Annotated in this window: 24 protein-coding genes and 1 pseudogene; 8 read left to right on the top strand and 17 right to left on the bottom strand. The window is 44.5% G+C overall.

Annotated elements, in window-relative coordinates:
• Positions 1 to 10 precede the first annotated feature (10 nt).
• The 12 genes and pseudogenes from QEO93_RS01610 to QEO93_RS01555 form a co-directional block, all read right to left on the bottom strand.
• Positions 11 to 997: a DNA cytosine methyltransferase gene (locus QEO93_RS01610; protein ID WP_032137702.1), complete on the bottom strand. Its 987-nt coding sequence runs from the start codon at positions 995 to 997 to the stop codon at positions 11 to 13.
• On the bottom strand, positions 994 to 1,446 hold the full coding sequence (locus QEO93_RS11765; protein ID WP_245190671.1) for a protein NO VEIN domain-containing protein: 453 nt from the start codon (positions 1,444 to 1,446) through the stop codon (positions 994 to 996). Before QEO93_RS11765 ends, QEO93_RS01610 begins: the two co-directional genes overlap by 4 nt.
• Before the next feature lie 171 nt (positions 1,447 to 1,617).
• Positions 1,618 to 2,390: pseudogene (locus tag QEO93_RS11760) on the bottom strand (hypothetical protein); the annotation flags it as partial.
• A gap of 10 nt (positions 2,391 to 2,400) precedes the next feature.
• The gene (locus tag QEO93_RS01595; RefSeq protein ID WP_032137705.1) at positions 2,401 to 3,438 is read right to left on the bottom strand and encodes a DNA cytosine methyltransferase; all 1,038 of its coding nucleotides are present in this window, start codon (positions 3,436 to 3,438) and stop codon (positions 2,401 to 2,403) included.
• Between the two features lie 100 nt (positions 3,439 to 3,538).
• The gene (locus QEO93_RS01590) at positions 3,539 to 7,378 is read right to left on the bottom strand and encodes a DUF3683 domain-containing protein (RefSeq protein ID WP_032137706.1); all 3,840 of its coding nucleotides are present in this window, start codon (positions 7,376 to 7,378) and stop codon (positions 3,539 to 3,541) included.
• A 227-nt stretch (positions 7,379 to 7,605) separates the two neighbouring features.
• On the bottom strand, positions 7,606 to 7,773 hold the full coding sequence (locus QEO93_RS01585) for a hypothetical protein (RefSeq protein WP_179184651.1): 168 nt from the start codon (positions 7,771 to 7,773) through the stop codon (positions 7,606 to 7,608).
• A gap of 269 nt (positions 7,774 to 8,042) precedes the next feature.
• Positions 8,043 to 8,525 (bottom strand): phage virion morphogenesis protein, encoded by a 483-nt coding sequence (locus tag QEO93_RS01580; RefSeq protein ID WP_032137707.1) that lies wholly within the window; start codon positions 8,523 to 8,525, stop codon positions 8,043 to 8,045.
• Positions 8,522 to 9,433, bottom strand: a complete 912-nt coding sequence (locus tag QEO93_RS01575) for a phage head morphogenesis protein (protein WP_032137708.1) — start codon at positions 9,431 to 9,433, stop codon at positions 8,522 to 8,524. Before QEO93_RS01575 ends, QEO93_RS01580 begins: the two co-directional genes overlap by 4 nt.
• The gene (locus QEO93_RS01570) at positions 9,433 to 10,038 is read right to left on the bottom strand and encodes a phage portal protein family protein (RefSeq protein WP_245832165.1); all 606 of its coding nucleotides are present in this window, start codon (positions 10,036 to 10,038) and stop codon (positions 9,433 to 9,435) included. Before QEO93_RS01570 ends, QEO93_RS01575 begins: the two co-directional genes overlap by 1 nt.
• A 49-nt stretch (positions 10,039 to 10,087) precedes the next feature.
• Positions 10,088 to 10,845, bottom strand: a protein-coding gene (locus QEO93_RS01565) for an IS5 family transposase (protein ID WP_085815416.1) whose coding sequence is annotated in 2 segments (ribosomal slippage) — positions 10,088 to 10,150 and positions 10,153 to 10,845 — 756 coding nt in all. Because the reading frame shifts where the segments join, the coding sequence is not laid out codon by codon here.
• A 65-nt stretch (positions 10,846 to 10,910) separates the two neighbouring features.
• Positions 10,911 to 11,090, bottom strand: coding sequence for an IS5 family transposase (locus tag QEO93_RS01560; RefSeq protein WP_032137646.1), 180 nt, complete (start codon positions 11,088 to 11,090; stop codon positions 10,911 to 10,913).
• Between the two features lie 175 nt (positions 11,091 to 11,265).
• Positions 11,266 to 12,279, bottom strand: coding sequence for a D-alanyl-D-alanine carboxypeptidase family protein (locus QEO93_RS01555; protein ID WP_032137645.1), 1,014 nt, complete (start codon positions 12,277 to 12,279; stop codon positions 11,266 to 11,268).
• 648 nt (positions 12,280 to 12,927) lie between these two features.
• On the opposite strand from QEO93_RS01555, the gene QEO93_RS01550 reads away from it, so the two are divergent.
• The 4 genes from QEO93_RS01550 (at position 12,928) to QEO93_RS01535 (ending at position 14,989) form a co-directional block, all read left to right on the top strand.
• A complete protein-coding gene (locus tag QEO93_RS01550) occupies positions 12,928 to 13,128 on the top strand; it encodes a hypothetical protein (protein WP_032137644.1) in 201 nt (66 codons plus the stop codon).
• Between the two features lie 74 nt (positions 13,129 to 13,202).
• Positions 13,203 to 13,502 (top strand): HLGFF motif protein, encoded by a 300-nt coding sequence (locus QEO93_RS01545; protein WP_032137643.1) that lies wholly within the window; start codon positions 13,203 to 13,205, stop codon positions 13,500 to 13,502.
• Between the two features lie 6 nt (positions 13,503 to 13,508).
• Positions 13,509 to 13,703 (top strand): cbb3-type cytochrome oxidase assembly protein CcoS, encoded by a 195-nt coding sequence (gene ccoS / locus QEO93_RS01540; protein ID WP_032137642.1) that lies wholly within the window; start codon positions 13,509 to 13,511, stop codon positions 13,701 to 13,703.
• A complete protein-coding gene (locus tag QEO93_RS01535) occupies positions 13,700 to 14,989 on the top strand; it encodes an MFS transporter (RefSeq protein ID WP_032137641.1) in 1,290 nt (429 codons plus the stop codon). Before ccoS ends, QEO93_RS01535 begins: the two co-directional genes overlap by 4 nt.
• Before the next feature lie 49 nt (positions 14,990 to 15,038).
• Here QEO93_RS01535 and asd read toward each other — a convergent pair whose 3' ends face one another.
• Both asd and QEO93_RS01525 read right to left on the bottom strand, forming a co-directional pair.
• Complete coding sequence (gene asd / locus QEO93_RS01530) at positions 15,039 to 15,935, bottom strand: archaetidylserine decarboxylase (protein WP_032137640.1); 897 nt, start codon at positions 15,933 to 15,935, stop codon at positions 15,039 to 15,041.
• Positions 15,936 to 15,971: 36 nt separating this feature from the next.
• Positions 15,972 to 16,526 carry a tetratricopeptide repeat protein gene (locus QEO93_RS01525; protein WP_032137639.1) on the bottom strand — a complete coding sequence of 185 codons (555 nt, stop codon included), beginning with the start codon at positions 16,524 to 16,526 and terminating at the stop codon, positions 15,972 to 15,974.
• Positions 16,527 to 16,680: 154 nt separating this feature from the next.
• Between QEO93_RS01525 and trmA the strand changes: the two genes are divergently transcribed.
• Positions 16,681 to 17,766, top strand: a complete 1,086-nt coding sequence (trmA, locus tag QEO93_RS01520; RefSeq protein ID WP_032137638.1) for a tRNA (uridine(54)-C5)-methyltransferase TrmA — start codon at positions 16,681 to 16,683, stop codon at positions 17,764 to 17,766.
• 22 nt (positions 17,767 to 17,788) lie between these two features.
• Positions 17,789 to 18,418, top strand: a complete 630-nt coding sequence (locus tag QEO93_RS01515; RefSeq protein WP_032137637.1) for a Smr/MutS family protein — start codon at positions 17,789 to 17,791, stop codon at positions 18,416 to 18,418.
• A gap of 36 nt (positions 18,419 to 18,454) precedes the next feature.
• On the opposite strand, the gene QEO93_RS01510 is transcribed toward QEO93_RS01515, so the two are convergent.
• Together QEO93_RS01510 and glmM are read right to left on the bottom strand one after the other, a co-directional pair.
• Positions 18,455 to 19,135, bottom strand: coding sequence for a DedA family protein (locus tag QEO93_RS01510; protein WP_032137636.1), 681 nt, complete (start codon positions 19,133 to 19,135; stop codon positions 18,455 to 18,457).
• A gap of 98 nt (positions 19,136 to 19,233) precedes the next feature.
• Positions 19,234 to 20,568 (bottom strand): phosphoglucosamine mutase, encoded by a 1,335-nt coding sequence (glmM, locus tag QEO93_RS01505; protein WP_032137635.1) that lies wholly within the window; start codon positions 20,566 to 20,568, stop codon positions 19,234 to 19,236.
• Between the two features lie 183 nt (positions 20,569 to 20,751).
• On the opposite strand from glmM, the gene QEO93_RS01500 reads away from it, so the two are divergent.
• The gene (locus tag QEO93_RS01500) at positions 20,752 to 21,429 is read left to right on the top strand and encodes a hypothetical protein (RefSeq protein ID WP_085815489.1); all 678 of its coding nucleotides are present in this window, start codon (positions 20,752 to 20,754) and stop codon (positions 21,427 to 21,429) included.
• A 42-nt stretch (positions 21,430 to 21,471) separates the two neighbouring features.
• Here QEO93_RS01500 and QEO93_RS01495 read toward each other — a convergent pair whose 3' ends face one another.
• Positions 21,472 to 22,401, bottom strand: a complete 930-nt coding sequence (locus QEO93_RS01495) for an RluA family pseudouridine synthase (RefSeq protein WP_032137633.1) — start codon at positions 22,399 to 22,401, stop codon at positions 21,472 to 21,474.
• Positions 22,402 to 22,735: 334 nt separating this feature from the next.
• On the opposite strand from QEO93_RS01495, the gene QEO93_RS01490 reads away from it, so the two are divergent.
• Complete coding sequence (locus tag QEO93_RS01490) at positions 22,736 to 23,023, top strand: hypothetical protein (RefSeq protein ID WP_032137632.1); 288 nt, start codon at positions 22,736 to 22,738, stop codon at positions 23,021 to 23,023.
• Positions 23,024 to 23,081 lie beyond the last annotated feature (58 nt).

The raw sequence follows: 23,081 nt of genomic DNA, 5'->3' as shown, positions 1-23,081 counted from the left end.
TGCCTGAATGTTATTTCGTACATTCAACCAACGCATTCGCAACGTGCCACATCAACACAGGCGGAATGGCGTTACCAATCTGCCGATACGCCTGAATATCACTCACAGGAAATTGGAAATTTTCAGGAAAAGATTGAATACCTGCGGCTTCTCGCGGTGTGAAACGGCGATACAATTCTTTTTGTGCATCAACTAATAACACGGGGTCGCGTGAATTTAAACTGGTTTTAGCTAAATGTGCGGTAATCGTTAAGCATTGTCCCTGCAAATCCTGATACAAACCGCGTTTCATATTATTTTTAGCGTTTTTCATACCTAAAACTGCTTTTTCTGAAAAATAATATTTTGGATTATCAATCGCCAATTCTTTGATAATTTTTTCTAATTTAACAAAAGGTTGTTGATATAAATTTGGTTGTTCGGCGTGTGTTTCGTTGGGGAAAACGTAATGCTGTGCCAAATCTTTTCGTATGCCAACCATAAAAATACGTTCACGCTTTTGCGGAATGCCAAAATGGCTGGCTAACAACAATTTATATTGCACGTCATACCCCGCTTGCTCAAATTCCATTAAAACTTTTTTCAGAATTTCGCCTTTTTGCAAAGTCATCAAGCCTTTTACATTTTCAAAAATAAAATATTTAGGTTGCTTGATTTGCAATACTTTGACCAATTCTTTGTATAAATTGGCTCGTGCGTCATTGGTGTCTTTGCTTGGATTGAGTGTGCTGAATGATTGACACGGAAAACCGCCAAGCAAGACATCAAAATCATCAAGCAATGAAATATCTAAATTTTTGACATCATCACAAACCGCAGGGTGTTCAAAATTGGTGTTATACGTTTGCACCGCAAATTTATCAAAATCCAGAGCGTAAACAATCTCAAACGGCAATTGAGGATAAGTTTGTCCTAAATATTCAAATCCACCCAATAATCCCAAATCCGAACCGCCACAACCACAAAACAACGACACAACTTTTAATTTTTCATTCATAAAACATTATCCACTTCAACTGAAACATCTACGCCGCTCGCCCCAAAATCCATGCGATACATGGTCGGCATAACGTAAATAATCCCTTGTTTATTTTTCTCAAAAGGATTGATGATTTTGCGGATATAAATTTTCTGTGCCGTGAAATACACGCGATAAATCATGTAGGCTGCCTGAAATTGTTCAGCAGCAACCCATTCTTTGCGTGTCAAATTAACGGTGTCTATCCAATCGTGATTATCCAAATCAGGCGCGGTAACGCGAATGGTAGATTTCACTTCAATGAATTTATCAAAATCAGGATTATTCGGATTTTCATCAGCAGCAACTGATTTCACATCGTAGCCCAACCCCCGAATTTCGCCTACAAGCTGAACTTGATTGATTAAGCGTGGATTATATTTTTTTACTCGTTCTTGTTCTAACTGAAATACCCATTCTTCGCCCATTTTGCCTAATTCATTTTTGTCTATTTTTTTCGCGGTTTGATGTTGATACGGCAAAACAGTATTCAAAACTTGGGCATTTTGTAGGGCAATTTGAGCAAAATATTCTGTCCACGCCGTTTCAATTTGTTTGCTAATATGTTCTGCATTCAAATCAAATTGATAAATATTAAATTGAAGTGGCGTATTGTATTCTTTGATAAATAATTGAATTAACTCGTTTTCATGATGATTTAATTGTATGGCTTTGCTATTTCTATTTTCATCAATCACAATTAAATTCGCCAATACCAACAAATTCAACAATTCTCTAATGTGCTGAAAATCGTGAGATGTTACTGGAACACGTTTTAATGAATTGTTTTGACTATGAAAAATAATCGTATCCAATACTTCTTTTGGCGTAACTTTGCCTTGCAAAACTTCCAACGCATTCAACACATAATAGCCAATATGGTAAGTATTAATGGTAAATTTGGTTTGTTCTGCTTCTGCCAATAACGCCAAAATAAAATGAAACGGTTTAAATTTAATTTGTTGGTTAATACGTTCTACAATGGTTTGAATTTTTTGCGTACCGTTTGGAAATTGAAAATTCAAGCACAAATTCTTAAAAAATGCAGGCTGGTCGTAATCAGTAACCAATTTATGATTACTCGGACTTTCGTAAACCAAGCCATTTTTTTGAAATACAAGCCGAACAATTTTCCTGCAATTTCCGTAATATGATTTCTAATGGTTTTTTGTTGATTTTTGTCTAATTCATTGTAGTTTTGTTGATGAAAAGATTGCGATAATTTATCATTAAATTTTTGATTAAACGCGATTTCATCAGCAGGGCAAATATCTGCCACAATCGCAGCATAAGTCGGCAATAAATCGTCTAATTCTTTTTGTGCTTTACCGCGAATAATGTCGCAACGATATTGAGTATCGGGGTTAAACATAAATGTATCCTTATAAAAATAATTTCATTTTTTCGGCAATCGCTTTGGCAAGCATAGGCGGAACGGCATTACCCACTTGACGTAATTGACTGGTTTTCGTGCCTAAAAAAATAAAATCATCGGGAAATGATTGAATACGCGCACTTTCTCGCACGGTCGGCACACGATTAAATTGATAATGAAAGTGATGATTGTGTCCCGTATCAATCGTAAAACTTGGCTTTTGGCTGTTTAATCGTGTCCATGCAATATTCACGTTTCGCGTTTGGCGTAAATGTTCAGGCAAGTTTTTGTAGTTGCCACCATCTGGTACTAATGCAATGATTTCTTTGGTTTTATCATTGTGTACGGTAATTTGATGATTGAATAAACCTGTGCTGTTTTGGCGCATTTGTTGCTGATAGTTGCTGCTGCCTGAAAGCGGATAGTTTTCGCCGTCTGCAACGGAATAATCAGGCAAATCAGAAATGGCTTGTTCTGCGGTAATGTGTTGTTTTACTGTGGCTTGTGGAAATTCAAATCGTGTGCCGTTTTTAAAACCAACAAAAAAAGCACGTCTGCGGTTTTGTGGTATGCCAAAATCTGATGCCATTAAAATTTGACTGCTGACGGTGTAGCCCAGTTGTTCAAAATCTTGCGTAATTTGTTCTTTAATCAAGCCTTTTCCCATTGACATCATATTGGGGACGTTTTCCATCAAAAACGCTTTGGGCCGATAAAAACGGACAAATTCCACAAACGATTTGTAAAGCTGATTGCGTTCATCATCAATCATGCGTTTACCCGCAATAGAAAAGCCTTGACACGGCGGACCGCCGATAATCACATCAATTTGATTGATTTGGGTTTGTTGGCTGATTTGTTCGGGCGTGGTTGTGAATAAGTCGGCAACAATGCCTTGTGTGTTTTGATGTGTGGCGGTGTAGGTTTTAATCGCGTCTTGCCAAGCATCAATGCCGAGTTTGACATCAAATCCTGCCTGAATAAAACCGAGCGATAAACCGCCACAACCGCAAAATAAATCTAATACTGTGGGTTTGGATTGCATTTTGAAAATGTATTTAAAAAAGTTGCTTATTCTACCTGAAAAAACTTTCAGGCAGCCTGAAAAAATCTTTCAGGCTGCCTGAACATTTCAAACAATCACATCACAAGAGAACCTTTTCAATCCCCCCATTGTTCGCCTTTTCCACAAACTCATTCTGCCAATTCTCACCCAAGATTTTCTTCGCCATTTCAATCACAATATAATCCGCAGGCAAATTATTATCATCTTCATAGCGCGACAAACCTTGCAAACACGCAGGACACGATGTCAGCATTTTCACAGGTTCGCCTTGCGGTAATTGCGCCAAATTTTTCTCAATTTCTTCTTGTTTGCGGAATTTCACTTGCGTGGCGATGTCGGGGCGTTTCACGGCAAACATACCGCTTTCGCCGCAACAACGGTCGCTCAACACCACATTTTGTCCCATCAATTCGCTGGCGAGTTTCGTGCCGTCCATCGTTTTGATGGGCGTGTGGCAAGGGTTGTGATACAGATATTGCTGTCCTTTTACGCCGTCCAATTTGATGTTTTTTTCCAGCAAAAATTCATGAATATCAATAATGCGGCAATTCGGGAAAATGTCTTCAAAACGGTATTCCGCCAGCGCGTCGTAACACGTTCCGCAACTTACGACTACGGTTTTAATATCCAAATAATTCAAGGTATTAGCCATGCGATGAAACAACACGCGGTTTTCCGTAACCATATTATTGGCTTTGTCTTTGTCGCCGCTTGCGTTTTGTGGATAACCGCAGCACAGATAACCTGGCGGCAACACCGTTTGCACACTAGCGTGATACAACATTGCTTGCGTGGCTAAACCAACTTGGCTAAACAATTTTTCCGAACCGCACCCAGGGAAATAAAACACCGCTTCCGCGTCTTCGGGCAATTCAGGATTGCGAATAATCGGAATCGTCTTATTGTCTTCCAAACCGAGCAATGAACGCGCCGTTCGTAACGGCACATTGCGCGGTAAGGGGCGGTTGATGAAATGGATAACTTGTTCAACGACTTTGGCCTTTTTCGTGGTCGCTTTCGGTTCGGCTTTTTGTTTTTTCGCGCCGATGTGGAATTGTTGTCCCAAATCGTAGGCTAAATTTTGCGCTTTAAAACTCGCGTCAATCACGCCCACGCGCAAGGCTTTCACGGCAACTGGGTTTTTCGCATTCAAAAACGCCATACCCATTTCCGCAATCGGATTGAATTTCGCCTTGCCCGATTTTTTCAAAAAGGCGCGAATATCCACGGTTACATCGCCAAAATCAATATTGACAGGACACGGTTTCACGCAGCGATGGCAAACCGTGCAATGGTCGCCAATATTGCCCAATTCATCAAAATGCTTCATGGAAACGCCGCGCCGCGTTTGTTCTTCATACAAAAATGCTTCGGCAAGCAGGCCCACGCCTAAAATTTTATTTCTTGGCGAATACAACAGGTTAGCGCGTGGAACGTGGGTTGAACAAACAGGTTTACATTTGCCACAACGCAAGCAATCTTTAACCGCATGGGTAATCTGCCCCAAATGCGATTGCTCCATAATCAGGCTTTCAAAGCTCAACAATTCAAAAGACGGCGTGTAGGCGTTGCGTAAATCCGAGCCTTTCATCAATTTGCCGCGATTGAAATAGCCTTTTGGGTCAATCTGTTGTTTGTAATTCCAGAACGGTTGCAATTCTTCATCTAATAAAAATTCAAGTTTGGTAATGCCGATGCCATGTTCGCCCGAAATCACACCGTTCAGGCTGCGTGCAATGTCCATAATTCGCGCCACAGCTTTGTGTGCGGTTTGCAACATTTCGTAATCATCTGAATTAACAGGGATATTGGTATGCACATTGCCGTCCCCTGCGTGCATATGCAGCGCGACAAACACGCGACCGCGCACGGTTTTGGCGTGGATTTTGCCCAAACCTGCCATGATTTTCGTGTCGGCTTTACCGCTAAAAATTTCGGCAAGCGGTTTCATCACGTCTTCTTTGATTGAGACACGCAGCCTGAAATCACGGAATGCGATAAAGCAACTTTCAGACGGCTTGGCTTCGGGCGCAACCACAATGTGATTGCCATAACGCGCTTGATATTCCGACAAGGGCACGTCCAAATTGTCCAACAACCATTGCCATTGCGTTTGCACTTCATTGACAAATTTCAGCGCGTGGTTGGCACGTTCGCCTAACAATTCGCTTTTTGGCAAATCGCTGTCCAACTGCTCAACGGGCAGGCTGCCTGAAAGATATTGAATCAACGCGGCGCATAATTTCAATTTATTTTGAATAGATAATTCAATGTTAATGCGTTCAATGCCGTCGGAATATTCGCCCAAACGCTCCAACGGAATAACCACGTCTTCATTGATTTTAAAGGCATTTGTGTGTTTCGCAATCGCGGCAGTTCGCGCACGGTCAAGCCAAAACGTCTTACGCGCTTCGGGCGAAATCGCAATAAAACCTTCGCCGTCTCGCGCTTGCGCCAGTTTGACGATGTGTTCCGCAGCAGCCTGCACCGCGTTTTCATCGTCCGACACCACATCGGCGATTAACACCATTTTCGGGCGACCTTTGCCAGCCGCTTTCGTGGCATAACCGACCGCGCGAACATATCGCCAATCCAAATGTTCCAAACCTGCCAAACGCACCGATTCATGCGATAACATAAAATCGCGGATTTCCACGATTGACGGCGTGGCGTTGGCAACCGTGCCGAAAAATTCCAAACAAACCGTGCGCGTGTGGGCTGGCATTTTGTGCAATACAAACGCCACGCTCGTGATAATGCCATCCGTGCCTTCTTTTTGCACCCCCGGTAAGCCGCTCAAAAATTTATCGGTAACATCTTTACCCAAGCCGACTTTGCGGAATTTGCTGCCTGCAATTTCCAAACGCTTGGTTTTGGCAATGGTTTTGCCGTCATCTTTGAGCGTGTGAACGTCAAAAATGGCGGTTTCTTCATCGTGGATTTTGCCGAAATTGTGGCGTACACGTTCAATCAGCAGCCATTCGCCCTGCGGATTGACCATTTTCCAATACGCCAAATTGTCCAACGCCGTCCCCCACAACACGGCTTTTTTGCCGCCTGCGTTCATCGCCACATTGCCGCCCACGCAAGACGCATCGGCGGAAGTCGGGTCTACCGCAAACACGAGTTTCGCGGCGTGTGCGGTTTCTTCCACGCGGCGCGTAACCACGCCAGCACCGCAATGGATAATCGGGTGTTTGCCGTCCAGTCCTGCCAATTCCACAAACTCCACGCCGCGATGTCGGTCTAATTTTTCCGTGTTAATCACGGCAGACATTGCGTCCAAAGGCACAGCACCGCCCGTGTAACCCGTGCCGCCGCCGCGTGGAATAATCGTTAATTCCAATTCAATCAAAGCGCGAACCAATGGCGCAATCTCATCTTCGGTGTCGGGGTTAATCACAACAAATGGGTATTCCACGCGCCAGTCAGTTGCATCGGTAACGTGGGTTACACGCGCCAAACCGTCAAACATAATGTTATGTTTTTTCGTGATTTTGCTTAAACGCGCCAAGATTTGTTCGCGTTTGAGTTTGGTAGCGACAAAACTGTTTTCAAATTTGTTGACCGCGCTTTCGGCTGCCTGAACTAATTTCAAAACGTCCGAATTATCATCGCGGCGTTTATCAATTTCGTTCAAACGATGGCGCATGGCTTGCACCAATTCCGATTGACGTTTTGGGTGTTCCAACAAATCGTCCACCAAATACGGATTGCGCCCCACCGCCCAAATATCGCCCAACACTTCAAACAACATTCGGGCTGAACGTCCTGTTTTGCGTTGGGCGCGGAGCGTTTCCATGGTTGCCCATGCGTCTGCGCCCAATAGGCGATTGGTGATTTCTTTGTCGGAATAAGAAGTGTAGTTGTAGGGGATTTCGCGGATTCGCGTGTCCGTTGTGTAGGTGGTGGCGGTCATGGCGTATTCCTGTTCTGTTTGAGTTTTTTTAGGTTTTCAGGCTGCGTTTTGGTTTCAGGCAGCCTGAAAAATGATGTTTTTATTCTAACGTAAATAAGCGTTAAAAGGCAGCAAAAGGCAGCCTGAAAACGGCTTTTCTCAAATTGAGTGATAAGCCAACAAGTTGTAGAATTTTGTTTTCTATTGGAAAATCGCCATGCAGCTCATCGAACTCAACCGCTATCCCGTTAAATCGCTCGGCAGAAATTGCCTAAATATTGCCAGCCGCAATCAGGTGCATTCATATCATCAAGTAATTCAGTTATTTCCGCACCGTTCATCATATCCAGCAAACTTGCCGCATTTGCAGGGCTTAATTCCCCACCCAACTGCGCCACAAAATCATTCGGGTCCACACATTCCCTTTCATCAAAAAACCGCTCTCGCGTACAAAACCCATTATCAAGAAAGCACAAGTAAAAAGAAAACCTTACACACCAAACAAAAAAACCATACCCAAAAAAGGTATGGTTTATCTTAATGAACCTCATTAAGATAAATATAAACACCCAGCAAGATAAATGAAATAAAACGGAATTAAATTAAATAAAGTGAAATGATAAACTGAAACAACATTTCACAGTGTGAAATAAAAACGGACAACAAAAAAAGTCCGCTTTTTGATTTATATGCCATGAGCCAGCGCGTCTTTAACCACATCTAAAATCCGCTTTTCGCCATCGGACTGTAATTTGCCAGAACCATCAATCGGCAAATAAGGTCGCGCTGGAATGACAACCGATTTTTTACGCGCAAATCTGCCTCCACCAATCGGAATCATCAAATACGGTGCATTCTTGGCGACAATCTCTCCACCTAAATGATGAATAGCTGCATAAGGCTTATTCGAACCAATTCGCGCAAAATCGTTGCCTGATTGTGTGTTGATGTTTGCGGCAAGTTGTCCGCTTAATTGCAGTTTTTTGCCACCGCGATGGGTTTCTTTCCATTTGTCTCCGCCCCAGCTTTCGCTTTCAAAGTTATCTTCTGTCATCGATAACAATTCTGCTGCCACACTTGCCATCATCGGTCGGCGGTTTTGTATGTTTTGCAAGAGCTGGTTTAAACTGTGTTCTAAACTTTCACTTTCTACGCTGATTTTAATCATGGCGTTAATCCCAGTAATTCAGCCACCCACGCCAGCTGTGCCAAAGTCAAAGCGTTGCGGAATTTTTCCTGCGACATCATTTCTTTGACCGCCACGCGAGCCAATTGGGGCGGTACGTTTTGGGCTTTGTCTATCGCCATTTGTACCGTGCGTTGCAAAAACGTCTTGCCTTGATTGGTGTTAAATCCTGCACTTGGAGCGATAAATTGTCCGTCCACACGAATGCCTGTGCGTTCGGCGTAACGCTGCTCGCCTGTGGATTTGTTTTCGCCAATATCCACCGTAATGGTTTCCAATTTGGGCGAAGGCAAAGCCTGTTTTTCGCCACGCTCACGCGAGAGTGGACGAACACGACAACGGCAACGGTAATCCAACGGTGGATACAAACTGTCCCATACGGGGTCATCTGCGGCATACACACGACCGTGCAATAGACGATGCGTTTCACGTGTACGTTTGTCGTTAATAGCGACATATTGCCAATAGGGGTGCGTATCTTTGGCGGCGACCATTTCCGCGTATCGAGCTGCCATATATGCGCTTTGTAAAGCCGTTAAATAAATTGTTTTCAGACGATGCGAAGTTCCTAATGTAACCATTTGCGCTTCGCCAGTATCGGGGTTTATTACATCTTTTTTGCCCCACCAACCTTTGCGTTCTAAAATAGGGCGCAACTCGCGTTCAAAATCTTCAAAGGTTTGTCCTGTTTGAGCCGCTTTAATAACCGCTTGATGAATGTCGTTGGCTACGTCCATACCAGCCGTTTTTGTCACCGTAAACGCGGAAACATGGGCATCATCTAACATATCCTGCCAATCCCACGATACATCAACGCGCTTTTGTTTCAGGTAGGCAATCGCATTTTCAGGCTGCATTCCAAAAATGGCTTGAATGTCTTCTGGCTTCATCATGCACTCGCTTTCAATTCGTCTTGCATTTCTAACCGTCCAATCAAATCCGCTAAAAATATTAGCCGTGCCAATTCTTCTTGCAAGGTTTTATCATTCATTTGTGGATAGGCTTGGGTAAGTTGTGTCAACACATCATCAGGTGTTGCGCCATTTTTCAGGTTGCTTAAAAATTGGGTGGTTAAATCTTGTCCTTGTTGCGTTAAATCATCTTTCAGGCTGCCTGAAACTTCGTTTTCAAAAGTTTGTGAAACATCGTTTTCGGCAAAATCTGTGCTTTCAGGCTGCTTTTCAGGCGGCAACAAGTCATCATCACGCAAACCATAAGCGCGTTTGTAATAGTGATTGGAAAAACGTGCGCCCATTTGATGTAGAAGTTGGTCGCGCTGGGCTAATTCGGTTGAGCCGTATTCTTCGGATTCGTGCAATACAAATTTCGGACGCACAACCTCACCAAAATTCAACTCGCAAATCCAGTCAATCAACTGATTGAACGTGCTTTCTACAATGCGACTGTCGCTATCCCGAATATCGTCCGTTACCTCCAAACCAGCCGCTGCACTCGCGTGATTGGTGTTGGCTTCGGTGGTTTGGTCTTGCCCCAAAAGCGCGATGTTAATTTCGCTGCGGCAATAGGGGCTAATGACATTTTAGCTATAATTTCAACCAAATCAAAGCACAAGCTAATGACACGGTACTTTCATAATTACGTTTTAAAATTTATCGTACCGTGTTGCCAGTGCACGAAAATGCTTTAATCGTGCAAAAGCATTTTCTACCAAGTGCCTGATTTTATATAAATACCAATCTGTGTCCACATTAAGATGTTCTCTATTTTTCTTATATGGAATATTGGCTTTACTTTGTTTAGAATGAATTAACCGACGAAAAGTATCACTGTCAAAACCCCTATCAGCACACACGGTTTCATTATCACTTAAGTCCAATTGTGCCAATAAATCAGGCGCAACAACAATCTCATTTACATTACCAGCTGTAATCATAAATTCAATTGGATTACCACAAGCATCAACCGCTAAATGAATTTTAGACGTATGACCTCCGATACTCTTACCGACAGCTTGATGCACAATGGATTTTTTACCCATGCCGTGTTGATGAACACGGATATGACTACCGTCCATAAAGACCCATTCCATATCGGGTGTATCTGCCAAATGTTTAAATAATTTGGTAAAAATACCGCGTTTAGACCAGCGATTGAAACTTTGGTAAAGGCTGTTTGCTTTACCAAAATAACTAGGTATATCAGCCCATTGGCAGCCTGTACGTAAGCGAAACAGGATACCTTCTACTGTTTTGCGTAAATTTTTCTTGCGATAAATGCCAAGCTGTTTCAAAATGGGCAACAGTCTTGACCATGTTTCATTTGTAAGCGTGTTTCGGGACATGGCAAAGGTTTAGGATGGTTGTATGGAAACAATATCTTAAATCCTTTGCCTATTTTTTTGAATTGTCAATAGCCCCTAGATTTACCAAAATATTTTGGTAAATCTCGCCAAGGAATGCCTGTTCTCATGTGGTATAAAATACCTTCGACGGTTTTACGCAAATTTTCTTTATCGTAAATACCTTGTTTGAGTGAAATAGCTTTCAGTCTTGCCCATTGTTTGTTATTGAGCATTAGGCGAGGCATGGCGAATGGTAAGGTTTTTTGTGAAAATTAAATTTTACTCATTCGCCATTTTTTTATCTAATCAATTATGGATACTCATTTTTTTTAATGAAATGTCCACACGACCTATTTTCCTTGAAATAAAACGCTTTCAGGCTGCGTTAAAACCATAACGCAGCCTGAAAATTTTAAAAAATTACAATGCCATTTGCGCCATATCGCCTAACGCACGCGCATCATTCGCACGACTGGCAGAAGTGGCAGAACCCAGCACCACAATCACAACAGGGTCTCGACCCATTTGCGCTTGCAGCACCATTGAACGACCTGCTTCACGAATATAACCTGTTTTTTGCAATGTGATGTTCCATTGACCTTCGCGCACCAAAACGTTTGAGTTTTTGTACTCTTGTACCTTGCCTGCACTGGTGTACGCTTGACCGTAATTTGATGTGGTCAATTCACGAATTTTTGCATAACGGCTCGCAGCCTGAACCATTTTGCTCAATTCCAACGCGGTTGAAACATTGCGTGGGTCTAAGCCCGTTGGTTCATAAAATTGGCTGTTCATCATACCCAAACTACGTGCTTTAGCGTTCATCGCAGCAACAAATGCGCTCATGCCACCAGGGTAAGTACGTGCCAACGCATGAATGGCGCGGTTTTCGCTGCTCATCAAGCCCAAATGCAACAATTCTGTGCGAGTCAAAGTTGTGCCGATAGACAAGCGGCTGCTTGTGCCTTTCAAGCGGTCAATTTCATCTTCGGTAATCGTGATGCGTTGGTTCATGTCCAGTTTCGCATCTAAAATCACCATTGCAGACATCAATTTAGAGATAGAGGCGATTGAACGCACGCTTTCCATATTTTTTTGATACAGAATTTGCCCTGTTTTCGCATTCATAATCAAAGCAGATTGCGCTTTGAGCATCGGACCTGCAAATGCGGCTTGCTGCTGCAATTCTGAAGTGGAAACGGCTGCTGTGCTTTGTTGCTGTGGAAAGTAAGAAGCCAATGGGTCTACTTCTGCTGTGGTGCGTGCTTGTGTGGCTTGCGGTTGCGCAGCTTGCAATTTTTGCTGCGCAGAAAAATTCTGTTCCAGAAAACGACCCAGCACATCTTCATTATCGTATGCGTTTGCAGGCGTTATCACGCTCAAACCCAATAATGTGCCAACACAGAATGTTTTACTGAAATTTGAAAATACCATGAAAAAAATCCATTTAGTGGTTATTATTAAAAAATAAGTTTTTTATGATAACACTTTCATTTGTATGATTAAAGTGCTTTTCCGTAAAATTATAGCAAAGGAAGATTTTTTTACATTGCTTTGCTTTTCAGGCTGCCTGATTTTTTTAGATAAATCATCACACGTTTATCTATCTATGAAATAATATACTTATTTTTATTCAAACTATAATCAACTATGTCTTTTTTTAAGGAAGCCAAAAATGAGCGTCTCTTCATTGGCAATCGCATCGAGAAAGCTCGCCATGGGACACCGTTTGGAATAAACAAGGCAACCACAATTTGGTGTAATTGACGACCAGATTATCCGTGATTACTACTTAGATATGATGTTAGATAAGGCAGCGTAATCATGGCAGAAAATCCACAACCGTTTTTGATAAATTTGAAAACCTACTGTCTTCTGCAGAAGAAAGCGCGCTGATGCAAGCCAGCAACAGCGAAATCATACCGCAAGAAGAAAAAGTGCTCTGGAATCCAAAGATTCCTTAGAAGCCAGTAAACAAGAATACAGCGCGCAAGAGCAAATTTCCGATATTAAATCCGCCCGTTTTATGCGCGAAAGTTACGCCACTAAAACGTTTTATTTGGTGTGTGGCTGTATCTTATTTTGAGCGATTTTGATTATTGTAATGGTTATTTGGAACATGTGTCATGGGCAGACACCACTCACAGAAAAAGAATTTATCCCCGTTACGTTACCGCAGGCATCACCGCCAACGTATTTGTCGCATTTTTAGGCGTGATTAAGGGCATCTTCAAATTATCAGACGAAGATGTGCAGCCTAAACAAATGGTCGATGAAGAGTGATTGATTAAGAATAAAATACAAACGCAGCCTGAAAACCATTAAAATACTTTTTTATTTTTTTCAGGCTGCAAACCATGCACCAATTCTCCATTCACACCCAAAACGACGAATTACTCGGCTTTCTCATCATGCTCGCAGACGACGAATACTCGCCACAAAGCGGACAACTTGCCATCAAACTCTCCAGCCCAGTCTCATCAGCCGCCCAACCCCTTGAAGGATGGGCAAATGAATCCCTACTCAAATGGCGCATCACCCAAGACAAAATCAGCGTGTACGATTACGAAGATACACTCATGGGTTTCATCAAACAAGAATGGCTTATCATCAATGGTAAACATTTTCTACTCAACGACTTAAGCACCGCACTGTAAAACATCATGGAAAGTTTATACATTCTCATCCCCATTAGCATTGTATTAGCCTTTATCATTGCCTATTTCTTTTGGTGGTCAGGCAAAAACGGACAATTTGACGACTTAGAAGGTCCAGCCCACCGCATTCTGATGGACGATGACGACACCTACAACAAACACACGCAGCCTGAAAACACAAACCAAGGAAAAACCCAATGAATTCCGATTTTGAATTTGCCAAAACACGCCGTTTTGCCCCCCTGTTTTGCACCCAATTTCTCGGCGCATTCAACGACAACCTATTCAAAACCACCCTATTTGTCCTGATTAGTTTCTACGGACTAGGTAAAAACGAAGTCTTGCCAGCTGCCCAAATGCTCAACGTCGGCGCGTTATTATTCGTGCTGCCCTACTTCCTCTTTTCCGCCCTATCAGGACAACTGTCCACCCGATACGACAAAGCCAAAATTGCCAAAAGCGTGAAAATTTTAGAAGTGCTGATAATGGTGTTAGCAGGCTACGGCTTCTTCGCTTCCTGCCCCCCCATTCTCATGCTTTGCCTATTTTTGATGGGGACGCACTCCACCCTATTCGGACCAGTGAAATACGCCATTTTGCCCGAATACCTCCAAGAAAAAGAACTGCTTATGGGCAACGGCTTAATTGAATCAGGCACGTTTCTCGCTATTTTGTTTGGACAAATTCTCGGCACAAGCATTGCAGGACACAACCCATGGGTGTTATCAGGCATGGTATTGCTCGTTGCCGTGTTAGGCTTAGTCAGCAGCCTATTCATGCCAGCCACACCAGCCAAAAACCCCAACAGCCATATTGATTGGCACATCGGGCGCAACACCAAAAACCTGATGAAACAAACCAAAAAGCAGCCTGAACTTTACACCGCCGTAATTGGCATTTCATGGTTCTGGTTTGTCGGCTCAGTTTACACCACCCAGCTTTCCACCTTCGTGCAAAAACACCTAAACGGCAACGCCAGCGTATTCAATCTCATGCTCAGCTTGTTCTCAATCGGCATTGCCGCAGGTTCAGTGTTGTGCGCAAAAATCAGCAAAGGGCAATTACGCCTGAAACTCGTAACACTCGGCGCAATCGGCTTGACGATTTTCGGTGGCTTGCTCGTTTTCTTTGCGCACAGCAAACATTACGACGGCAATAGCTTACAAGGCTTAATCAGCTTTTTATCGCAAAGCACCGCCTACCCCGTGATTATCGCCATGCTCGGCATCGGCTTTTTTGGCGGCTTCTTCTCCGTGCCACTTTATACATGGCTACAAACCGCCGCAGACGACGAATTCCGCGCCCACGCCATCGCCGCAAACAACATTATGAACGCCGTGTTTATGGTGTCCGCCGCGATTATCAGCGTGATTTTGCTTGCCATGTTTGACAGCATTTTGCTGCTGTACGGCGTGGTTGCATTAGGCAATATCAGTTTGCTGATTTATCTTGGTAAACGCGCACCACAGTTATTCTTCAGCAAATAACACAAAACGCAGCCTGAAAACCTTTCAGGCTGCGTTTCTTTATATCAACTTATTCAGGCAGCGTACCCAACAATTCGCCCATTCTGGTAATTTCTCCAGCTTGCAAACGCTCGTCCAAAGCCACCGTATTTTGCGGAAACAAATTCACAACAGTAGAACCCAAACGGAACGCCCCCATTTCCACCCCTTTTTCTAAGCGAATGACATTTTCGCCCTCAGCAGGATAATCCCACACACACACACCATTTTCACGCGGCGGATTCACCGTACCATACCAAACAGTCGTCATGCTCGCCGTAACCGTTGCACCCACCAAAATCTGCACCATCGTGCCAAATTCCGTGTCAAACACACAAATCACACGCTCATTTCGCGCAAACAAATTAGGCACGTGTTGCGCCAAAAATGGGTTCACAGAAAACAACTCCCCCGACACATAAATCATCTTACGCAACGTGCCAGCGCAAGGCATGTGGACACGATGATAATCACGCGGCGACAAATAAGTTGTTAAAAACGAACCATTTTTAAACTGCGCTGCCAATTCCGTATCGCCAGCCAACAAGTCTTCCAGCGTGAAACTATGCCCTTTCGCTTGCAGCAAACGGCTATCATCAATCTGCCCACTTTCGCTCACACGACCGTCCGCAGGCAAGCACAATTCACAGCTGCCTGAAACAATCGGACGCGCACCGTCTTTCAGTTCACGCGTGAAAAATTCATTAAAATCAGCGAAATCGCTTGGTTTGGATTTCTTCGCTTCGTCCCAGTTAATTTTGTACGCTTTCGCGAATTGCTCAATCACAAAATGCGTCGCACCGCCCCATTGTTTGTTCGCAAACCAGCCAGCCAAGCGCGTAACCGCCAGTTGTGGCAGCAAATAATGAAACGCGATTTTGGCACGTTCGCCGCAAGTCGGTTTTGGATAAGGTTTCAAATTTGACATATTTATTTCCTATAACTTTTTCAGGCAGCCTGAAAATTAGACACCCGCCTCGTCCAACTGAGCTAACGCATCTTGTGCGTTTTCATTGCTCAACTCCGCCGCCTTTTGCCACCAATGGCGCGCATGATGAAAACGCTGACCTTGCGCATACAAAACGCCCAAATTAAATTGCGCGTCTGAATGATTTTGCAACGCTGCTGCCTCAAACCAGTCCGCCGCTTCTTCGTTATCTTGCGCCACGCCCTCGCCCATGTGATACATCATGCCCAACTGAAATTGCGCGTCCACATCGCCCTCTTCAGCCGATTGCGTGAACCAAGTTGCTGCTTTTTCAGGCTGCCCATCTTGCAGCAACAAAAAGCCCAAATGCGTTTGCGCGTTTATCACGCCAGCCTCAGCCGCCTTTTCGCACCACTCAATTGCTTTTTCATCGCTTTGCTCCACGCCCTCGCCGTTTTGGTACAAAATCGCCAAATTGTGAAACGCCTGCGCGTTGCCCTCTTCTGCCAATTTTGTCCATTCCGCCAACGCCGTTGCGAAATCGCCATTTAAATAAGCCGCTAAGCCCGTTTCTTGAGTTTCTGTTGTCATATTGTTTTCACTTTCGATGTTTAAATAAAACTGTTTTCAGGCAGCCTGAAAAAATAATATCTTGATTATACCCGATTTTTCAGGCTGCCTATTCACAGGTATAATAGCTCATCATTTTAAACAAACAATTATCTATTTTGAACAAAAAATCACCATGCCATACCAAACCCAACTCAAAGAAAAAACCGACCGTTTAACCGCCCTACTCGCCCCATTTGCCGCGCCAGAATTGCAAGTTTTCCCATCAGCAGAACAAGGCTACAGAATGCGCGCCGAATTTCGCGTGTGGCACGAAGGCGACGAAATTTCCTACGCCATGTTCCAAGCAGGCAGCAAAGCATCATCCGCATCGCTCATCAAAATGCCGCAATTCCCAGCCGCGCACGAATCCATCAACACACTCATGCCCGTATTGCTGAAAAAAGTTTCAGGCTGCCCAGTGTTAAAAACACGCTTTTACCAATGTGAATTTCTCGCCACGTTAAGCGGCGAAATGCTCGTTAGTATGATTTACCACAAAAAACTGGACGATGAATGGATAGCCGCCGCACGTGCCTTGCAAGATGAACTCGGCATTCACATCATCGGGCGCAGTCGTGGACAAAAAATCGTATTGAGCCAAGACTACGTTACCGAAATACTCAACGTACATGGCGAAACCTTCCAATATCGCCAATTAGAGGGCGGCTTCACACAACCCAACGCCAAAGTGTGCGAAAAAATGCTTGAATGGGCATGCGACCAAGCCCAAAGCGCAACAGGCGATTTATTGGAACTTTATTGCGGTAACGGCAACTTCACTTTGCCTTTATCGCGCCGATTCAATCGCGTGTTAGCCACCGAAGTTTCCAAAACATCAGTCGCCGCTGCACAATGGAATATTCAAGCTAATCAATCAGATAATATTGTGATTGCTCGATTGTCTGCCGAAGAATTTTCTGCTGCATTTTCAGGCAGCCGCGATTTTCAGCGTTTAGCACAAAATGGTGTGGTTTTGGCAGATTATGACTTTTCCACTATTTTTATCGACCCACCGCGCGCTGGTGTGGACGATGAAACGCTGAAATTAGTCGCGCAGTTTGACCGCGTGATTTATGTGTCGTGCAACCCCGAAACGCTGTGCAGCAATTTGTTGGCACTAACCAAAACGCATACCGTTCAGGCTGCCGCGTTGTTTGACCAATTTCCGTTTACGCACCATATTGAAAGCGGTGTGTTGTTAGTGAAAAAAGCAGCCTGAAAACCGAAAAAAGGTAATCATCATGAATTTTCAAGACCAACTCAAAGCGTTACACAAAGAAGCCAAAATCAAAACGCGCGAGCGCGAACTTGCTGAAGCCGAAGCCAAAAAACGCGCCGCCGAAACCGCAGATGTGAATTTTGCCGAACTGATGGGCGATGTGAAACCGATTAAATCGAGCAACCACTATGTAAAACCCGTGGACAAATCGCCCATCAAACCGCGCCCGAAAAACGAAGAATTGGACGATTCCAACTTTTTCTATATCGGCGACAGCGGCGTAACTTTGGAAATCCCAGCCACGTTCAGCAAAAACGGGCAAGGCAGCAACGACATCAAACGTTTGCAAAACGGGCATTACGAGGTGGTGGCGGACGTGGATTTACACGGTTACACGCAAGAGCAAGCGCAGCAAGTGTTGAACGAATTTATCGAATTTGTGCAACGACGCGGCGTGTGCGGCGAAATCGTGCATGGCAGTGGCTTGGGTTCATCGGGTTACACGCCTGTGTTGAAAACCATGGTTCGCCGTTGGTTAATGGCGCACCCTGATGTTTTGGCATATTGCGAACCGCGCAAAGGCAACGATGGCGCGGTACGGATTTTAGTGAAACGTCCGCGCAGAATTGACCCATTTGCGGAAGATAAATAAAAAAGCAGCCTGAAAACTTTTTCAGGCTGCTTTCTATTATTGCTGCTTCACTTGCTTACGTTTTTCGCGTTCCAAACGGCGTTGGCGACGTTTTTCCAGAAGCGCATCTCTACGCGCAATCAACACGCGGCGGCGTTTCCACCAATAGCGGAAAAACAACAGTCCACCCACACCCGTCACCACATACAAACCATATTGAAAGTGATGAATTTGACGCATCAACCAATCTTTGTTTTCCGCACCAATGTCGCCGATATACACCCAAATAGGCACAGAAATCAGCGCAGCGAAACCGTCCATCATCAGCCAACGCCAAAACGACACTTTGCCGCTCATGCCAGCCGTCAAGAAAATTGGGCTGCGTAACCCTGGTAAAAATCGTGCAACAAACAACACGCGGTTGCCGTATTGGTCAAACTTTTGTTGCACTTGCGCGTAACGCTTAGGCGGCAACAATTTGGCAATCAGGCGAAAATGCAAAATGCGCTGACCAAAATGTTTGCCCAACAAAAAGATAATGCCATCGCCCACCAGCACACCAGCTAAACCCACCAAAACCATAATATGCACATTGGTGTAGTGCAGACCTGAAATCACGCCACCCGCTACCAGCGTTACATCTTCGGGAATGGGAATACCAAAGCCACACAGCACGAGTACAAAAAACACGGCTGCGTAACCAAATTCGATAAAGAAATGTTCAAGTAACGCGAGCATAAGGAGGTTCTCTATTTAAAGTTAAACAATTTCAGGCAGCCTGAAAAGAATATTTATAATAATGATGACGCAGCCTGAAAACTTTCAGGCTGCGATTTTTAGCTTGCCTGACGAATCGCGTCTGCAATACGATTAGCGCATTGTTCCGCCAATACCGCTTGCTCCGCTTCCACCATCACGCGCACCACAGGTTCTGTACCAGACGCGCGCAACACCACGCGACCGCGTTCGCCCAATTCGCTTTCAGCCTGCGCCAAAGCATCTTTAGAAGCACTTTGCCAATCCTGACCTTTTTGAATACGCACGTTAATCATCGTTTGAGGATAAGGCTGCCAATCAATTGCCGTTTTCAAATCTTGCTCCAACACGCCCAATGCTGCCAAAACTTGCAACGCAGAGATAATGCTGTCGCCTGTGTTGTGTTTGTCCATGCACAAAATGTGTCCAGACGCTTCGCCGCCGATTAACCATTCGCGTTGGTGCAGTTGTTCCAGCACATAACGGTCGCCGACTTTGGCGCGTGCAAACTCAATGCCTCGCGCATTCAAGGCTTTTTCCATTGCCAAGTTGCTCATCACGGTGCCAACCACGCCACCAAATGGCAAGCCTTGCGCAGCACGGGCTTTGGCAATCACATAAATCAATTTATCGCCATCATAAACCACGCCGTGTTTGTCCACCATAATCAAACGGTCTCCATCGCCGTCCAATGCAATGCCGTAATCCGCGTCGTTTTGCAACACGGCAGCCTGAAGCGTTTTGGTGTAGGTTGCGCCAATTTTGTCGTTGATATTGTAGCCGTTGGGTTCGTCACCAATGCTAATCACTTCTGCGCCTAGTTCGTGGAACACTTTGGGCGCGGTGTTGTAGCCTGCGCCGTTTGCGGTATCAATCACTAATTTCAAGCCGCGCAAATCCATATTGGCTGGGAATGTAGATTTGCAAAATTCAATATAACGGTCGTCCGCGCCATTGATTCGGCGTGCGCGACCGAGTTGCGCTGACGGCAAGGTTTGCATTTCTTTTTCCAACTCGGCTTCAATTTCCAATTCCATTTCATCGCTGAGTTTCACGCCACCTTCTGCGAAAAATTTAATGCCGTTGTCTGAATACACGTTGTGTGAAGCAGAAATCATCACGCCACCGTCTAAACGGAACGCGCGTGTTAAATAGGCAATCGCTGGCGTTGGCAAAGGACCTGTTTGCAACACATTCACACCAGCCGCTGTGAAACCTGCCACCAAAGCAGTTTCCAGCATATAACCTGAAATGCGCGTGTCTTTGCCAATAATCACGGTTGGCTGATGTTGCGTTTCGTGTTTTTTCAATACTCGTCCGTAAGCAAAACCGAGTTTAATCACGAAATCGGGCGTAATCGGAAATTGTCCTACTTCGCCACGAACGCCGTCTGTACCAAAATATTTTCTTGTCATGATTGTGCCTTTGCCCGTTTTCAGGCTGCGTGAATAAAGGGTTTATTGTAAAGAAATTAGCTTTGTTATGCCATCATATCGCGGAATTTTTACGGTTTTTAGCGCAGTTAATCTACATTCTCTTGATAAATGCTAAATTTTGCCTCATATTAGCGCTTGGTCTATTTTTTACAAAGGAACTCTATGAAGACTCGTTTCGCTTTCATTTTAGCAACCGCTTTCACTTTATCCGCTTGCGGCGGTCAAAATCAAAACCAAGCAAGCAGCGCAGATAAACAAATTGCCGAAAATCAAAAGCAAATTGAATTATTGAAACAACAAGCGGAAATCCAACGCTTGCAAAAAGAAATCAGCCAAAATCAAGTGGCTTCACAACCGATGAGCGCAGAAAACCAAGTCTTCCAACTGGCGGCTTCGGAAGTGGCGAACACGATTCCACAAGCGGCGCAAGCAGCAGCCAAAGCGGGTGAAGTGGTGCAAGGTTTGGACGGTCAGCAATACACTTACGACCCTGATTCGGGCAACTGGTTGCTCTACGGCGCGATTGGTGCGGCGGCTGGCTATTTGATGTCAAACGCGATGAACAACCGCAATGCGGCACGTTACACGCCTGTGAGCAAACCAACGGCGGCGGTTTCGCGCGTTTATCAGGATTATCAAAAGCAAAATCCGACTAAATTGTCGCCACGTCAGCAAGTGCAACAGCAAGCGATTCAGAAACAGTATCAACCACAATCAACGCAAGCGCAGCAAAAAGCAACGCCAAATTATCGCCCTACGCAACAGGGTTACAGCAATAGCAACACGCCTGCGCCAGCGCGTAAATCGTTTGGTTTTGGCGGCGGTCGTAGAAAACGCTAATGGACAAAAGCAGCCTGAAAATATTTTCAGGCTGCTTTTTGTTTACAAATTTTGCTTACTTTCAAATTTCCGTTGTTCCCCTGCGATGGGGTCGCAGAACTCAATTGTTTTGGCGAGCAATTGGAGCGGTTTGGCATAGTCTTCCGAACCTGCTGGCAAGGCAATAGGATACAGCGCGTCATTGAGCAGCGGCATGCCCAAACCCATCATGTGAACGCGCAACTGGTGTTTTTTGCCTGTAATTGGTTTGAGTTCATACAAACTGTATTCGCCGCGCTGCTCTAGCAAAACAATTTCCGTTTCCGAATTGGGTTCTCCGTCCACTTGTTTGGTTAGGAAAAATGAATCGCCGCGCTCTAGCCGTGAACGGACGGTTAGTGGATACGCTAAATCGGTGCGCGTGGGCGCGATAGCGTGATACGTTTTGCGGACGGTTTTGTCTTGGAACATGGTTTGATAGGCGTGGCGCGAACTGGGGTTGTGCGAAAGTAACATCACGCCAGCCGTGTCTTTGTCTAGCCGATGAATGGGTGTGATGTCCGCCACGTTTAAATGCTGCAAATCAGGGCGCAATCGCAAGCGTGTGAGCAAGGTTTCGTGCAAGAAACGTCCGCTTGGAATCACGGGCAAGAAGTGCGGTTTATCTACTACGATTAGATGCTCGTCTTGCCACAAAATGTGTTCGTCGAAGGGGATACGCGGTTCGTCTTCGCGGCTGATTTCGCGGTAGTAATAAATCACGCAGCCTGAAACAAAGGGCGTGGTTTCATTAATGGGTTCGCCTTGTTGATTGACGACCATGCCGCTGTTGAGCCGTGCTTGCCATGCGGCTTCGCTGACAAAGGGGAAATGTTGGCACAGGAAAAATAAGATGGTTTTGCCTGTAAATTGTTTGTCGTGCGGCAAAACGAGATAGCTGGGTTTGATGCCGTCTAAAATGGGTAAGGGATTGTTTTGGGAATGGGGTTTCATTGGACTGAAATACTGCACATGCAGCCTGAAAATCGGGTATGCTTATGCGCTGTGAGATAGTGAAATTTGGATTTTATCATATGCGTGTTTTCAGGCTGCCTGAAAAACTATTATTTCCCCTTAAATACAACTCATTGAAAGAACCCCATGCTAGCTAAATTATTTTTATCCTTAGCTGCTTTCATTTCCGCTTGTCGCCAACGCGTGTAGCTATCATTACAACGTAGCCGCTTCTATTGATGATAAAATTTTAAGGGACGCGTTCTCCCGTTTAACATTTTCGCAGAAGCATCCGTGTATAGATGGACTAACTCACGAAGAAACATACGAAGAAATGCTACCCAAATTGACTCGGGGCGGACAATTTGTTGAAATCATTGATATATTGATTGCCGATGAAGCAACAATGAACAAAGCAACACAACAAAATTTAGTTTTATCCAATACACAACAAACCTTTACGCTGAAAAATTCAGCAGGTAAGCAACAACATTTTGCGATTGCACTCGCGCGGTACAGCAGAGTGAATAATTCAGATTATTTAATTGATTTAGTTAAACATATTCACTCCGAAGCAGGACAGCAAATTTTGCGTAAACATGGTTTCAGTATGACTAAATAACTTTCAGGCAGCCTGAAAATCTCTCTTTCCAACCCAAACCCAAAAAAGGTCAAACAAA

It is taken from the genome of Kingella negevensis, from assembly GCF_030177895.1.
Lineage (GTDB): Bacteria > Pseudomonadota > Gammaproteobacteria > Burkholderiales > Neisseriaceae > Kingella_C > Kingella_C negevensis.
This window is presented reverse-complemented; position numbering and strand designations above follow the sequence as displayed.

What these genes read in the sequence shown, in the direction of transcription:
- QEO93_RS01610 (WP_032137702.1), bottom strand. Translation starts at nt 997, where the DNA reads ATGAATGAAAAATTAAAAGTTGTGTCGTTGTTTTGTGGTTGTGGCGGT.
- QEO93_RS11765 (WP_245190671.1), bottom strand. Translation starts at nt 1,446, where the DNA reads ATGGGCGAAGAATGGGTATTTCAGTTAGAACAAGAACGAGTAAAAAAA.
- QEO93_RS01595 (WP_032137705.1), bottom strand. Translation starts at nt 3,438, where the DNA reads ATGCAATCCAAACCCACAGTATTAGATTTATTTTGCGGTTGTGGCGGT.
- QEO93_RS01590 (WP_032137706.1), bottom strand. Translation starts at nt 7,378, where the DNA reads ATGACCGCCACCACCTACACAACGGACACGCGAATCCGCGAAATCCCC.
- QEO93_RS01580 (WP_032137707.1), bottom strand. Translation starts at nt 8,525, where the DNA reads ATGATTAAAATCAGCGTAGAAAGTGAAAGTTTAGAACACAGTTTAAAC.
- QEO93_RS01575 (WP_032137708.1), bottom strand. Translation starts at nt 9,433, where the DNA reads ATGAAGCCAGAAGACATTCAAGCCATTTTTGGAATGCAGCCTGAAAAT.
- QEO93_RS01560 (WP_032137646.1), bottom strand. Translation starts at nt 11,090, where the DNA reads ATGCCTCGCCTAATGCTCAATAACAAACAATGGGCAAGACTGAAAGCT.
- QEO93_RS01555 (WP_032137645.1), bottom strand. Translation starts at nt 12,279, where the DNA reads ATGGTATTTTCAAATTTCAGTAAAACATTCTGTGTTGGCACATTATTG.
- QEO93_RS01545 (WP_032137643.1), top strand. Translation starts at nt 13,203, where the DNA reads ATGCACCAATTCTCCATTCACACCCAAAACGACGAATTACTCGGCTTT.
- ccoS (WP_032137642.1), top strand. Translation starts at nt 13,509, where the DNA reads ATGGAAAGTTTATACATTCTCATCCCCATTAGCATTGTATTAGCCTTT.
- QEO93_RS01535 (WP_032137641.1), top strand. Translation starts at nt 13,700, where the DNA reads ATGAATTCCGATTTTGAATTTGCCAAAACACGCCGTTTTGCCCCCCTG.
- asd (WP_032137640.1), bottom strand. Translation starts at nt 15,935, where the DNA reads ATGTCAAATTTGAAACCTTATCCAAAACCGACTTGCGGCGAACGTGCC.
- QEO93_RS01525 (WP_032137639.1), bottom strand. Translation starts at nt 16,526, where the DNA reads ATGACAACAGAAACTCAAGAAACGGGCTTAGCGGCTTATTTAAATGGC.
- trmA (WP_032137638.1), top strand. Translation starts at nt 16,681, where the DNA reads ATGCCATACCAAACCCAACTCAAAGAAAAAACCGACCGTTTAACCGCC.
- QEO93_RS01515 (WP_032137637.1), top strand. Translation starts at nt 17,789, where the DNA reads ATGAATTTTCAAGACCAACTCAAAGCGTTACACAAAGAAGCCAAAATC.
- QEO93_RS01510 (WP_032137636.1), bottom strand. Translation starts at nt 19,135, where the DNA reads ATGCTCGCGTTACTTGAACATTTCTTTATCGAATTTGGTTACGCAGCC.
- glmM (WP_032137635.1), bottom strand. Translation starts at nt 20,568, where the DNA reads ATGACAAGAAAATATTTTGGTACAGACGGCGTTCGTGGCGAAGTAGGA.
- QEO93_RS01500 (WP_085815489.1), top strand. Translation starts at nt 20,752, where the DNA reads ATGAAGACTCGTTTCGCTTTCATTTTAGCAACCGCTTTCACTTTATCC.
- QEO93_RS01495 (WP_032137633.1), bottom strand. Translation starts at nt 22,401, where the DNA reads ATGAAACCCCATTCCCAAAACAATCCCTTACCCATTTTAGACGGCATC.
- QEO93_RS01490 (WP_032137632.1), top strand. Translation starts at nt 22,736, where the DNA reads ATGCTACCCAAATTGACTCGGGGCGGACAATTTGTTGAAATCATTGAT.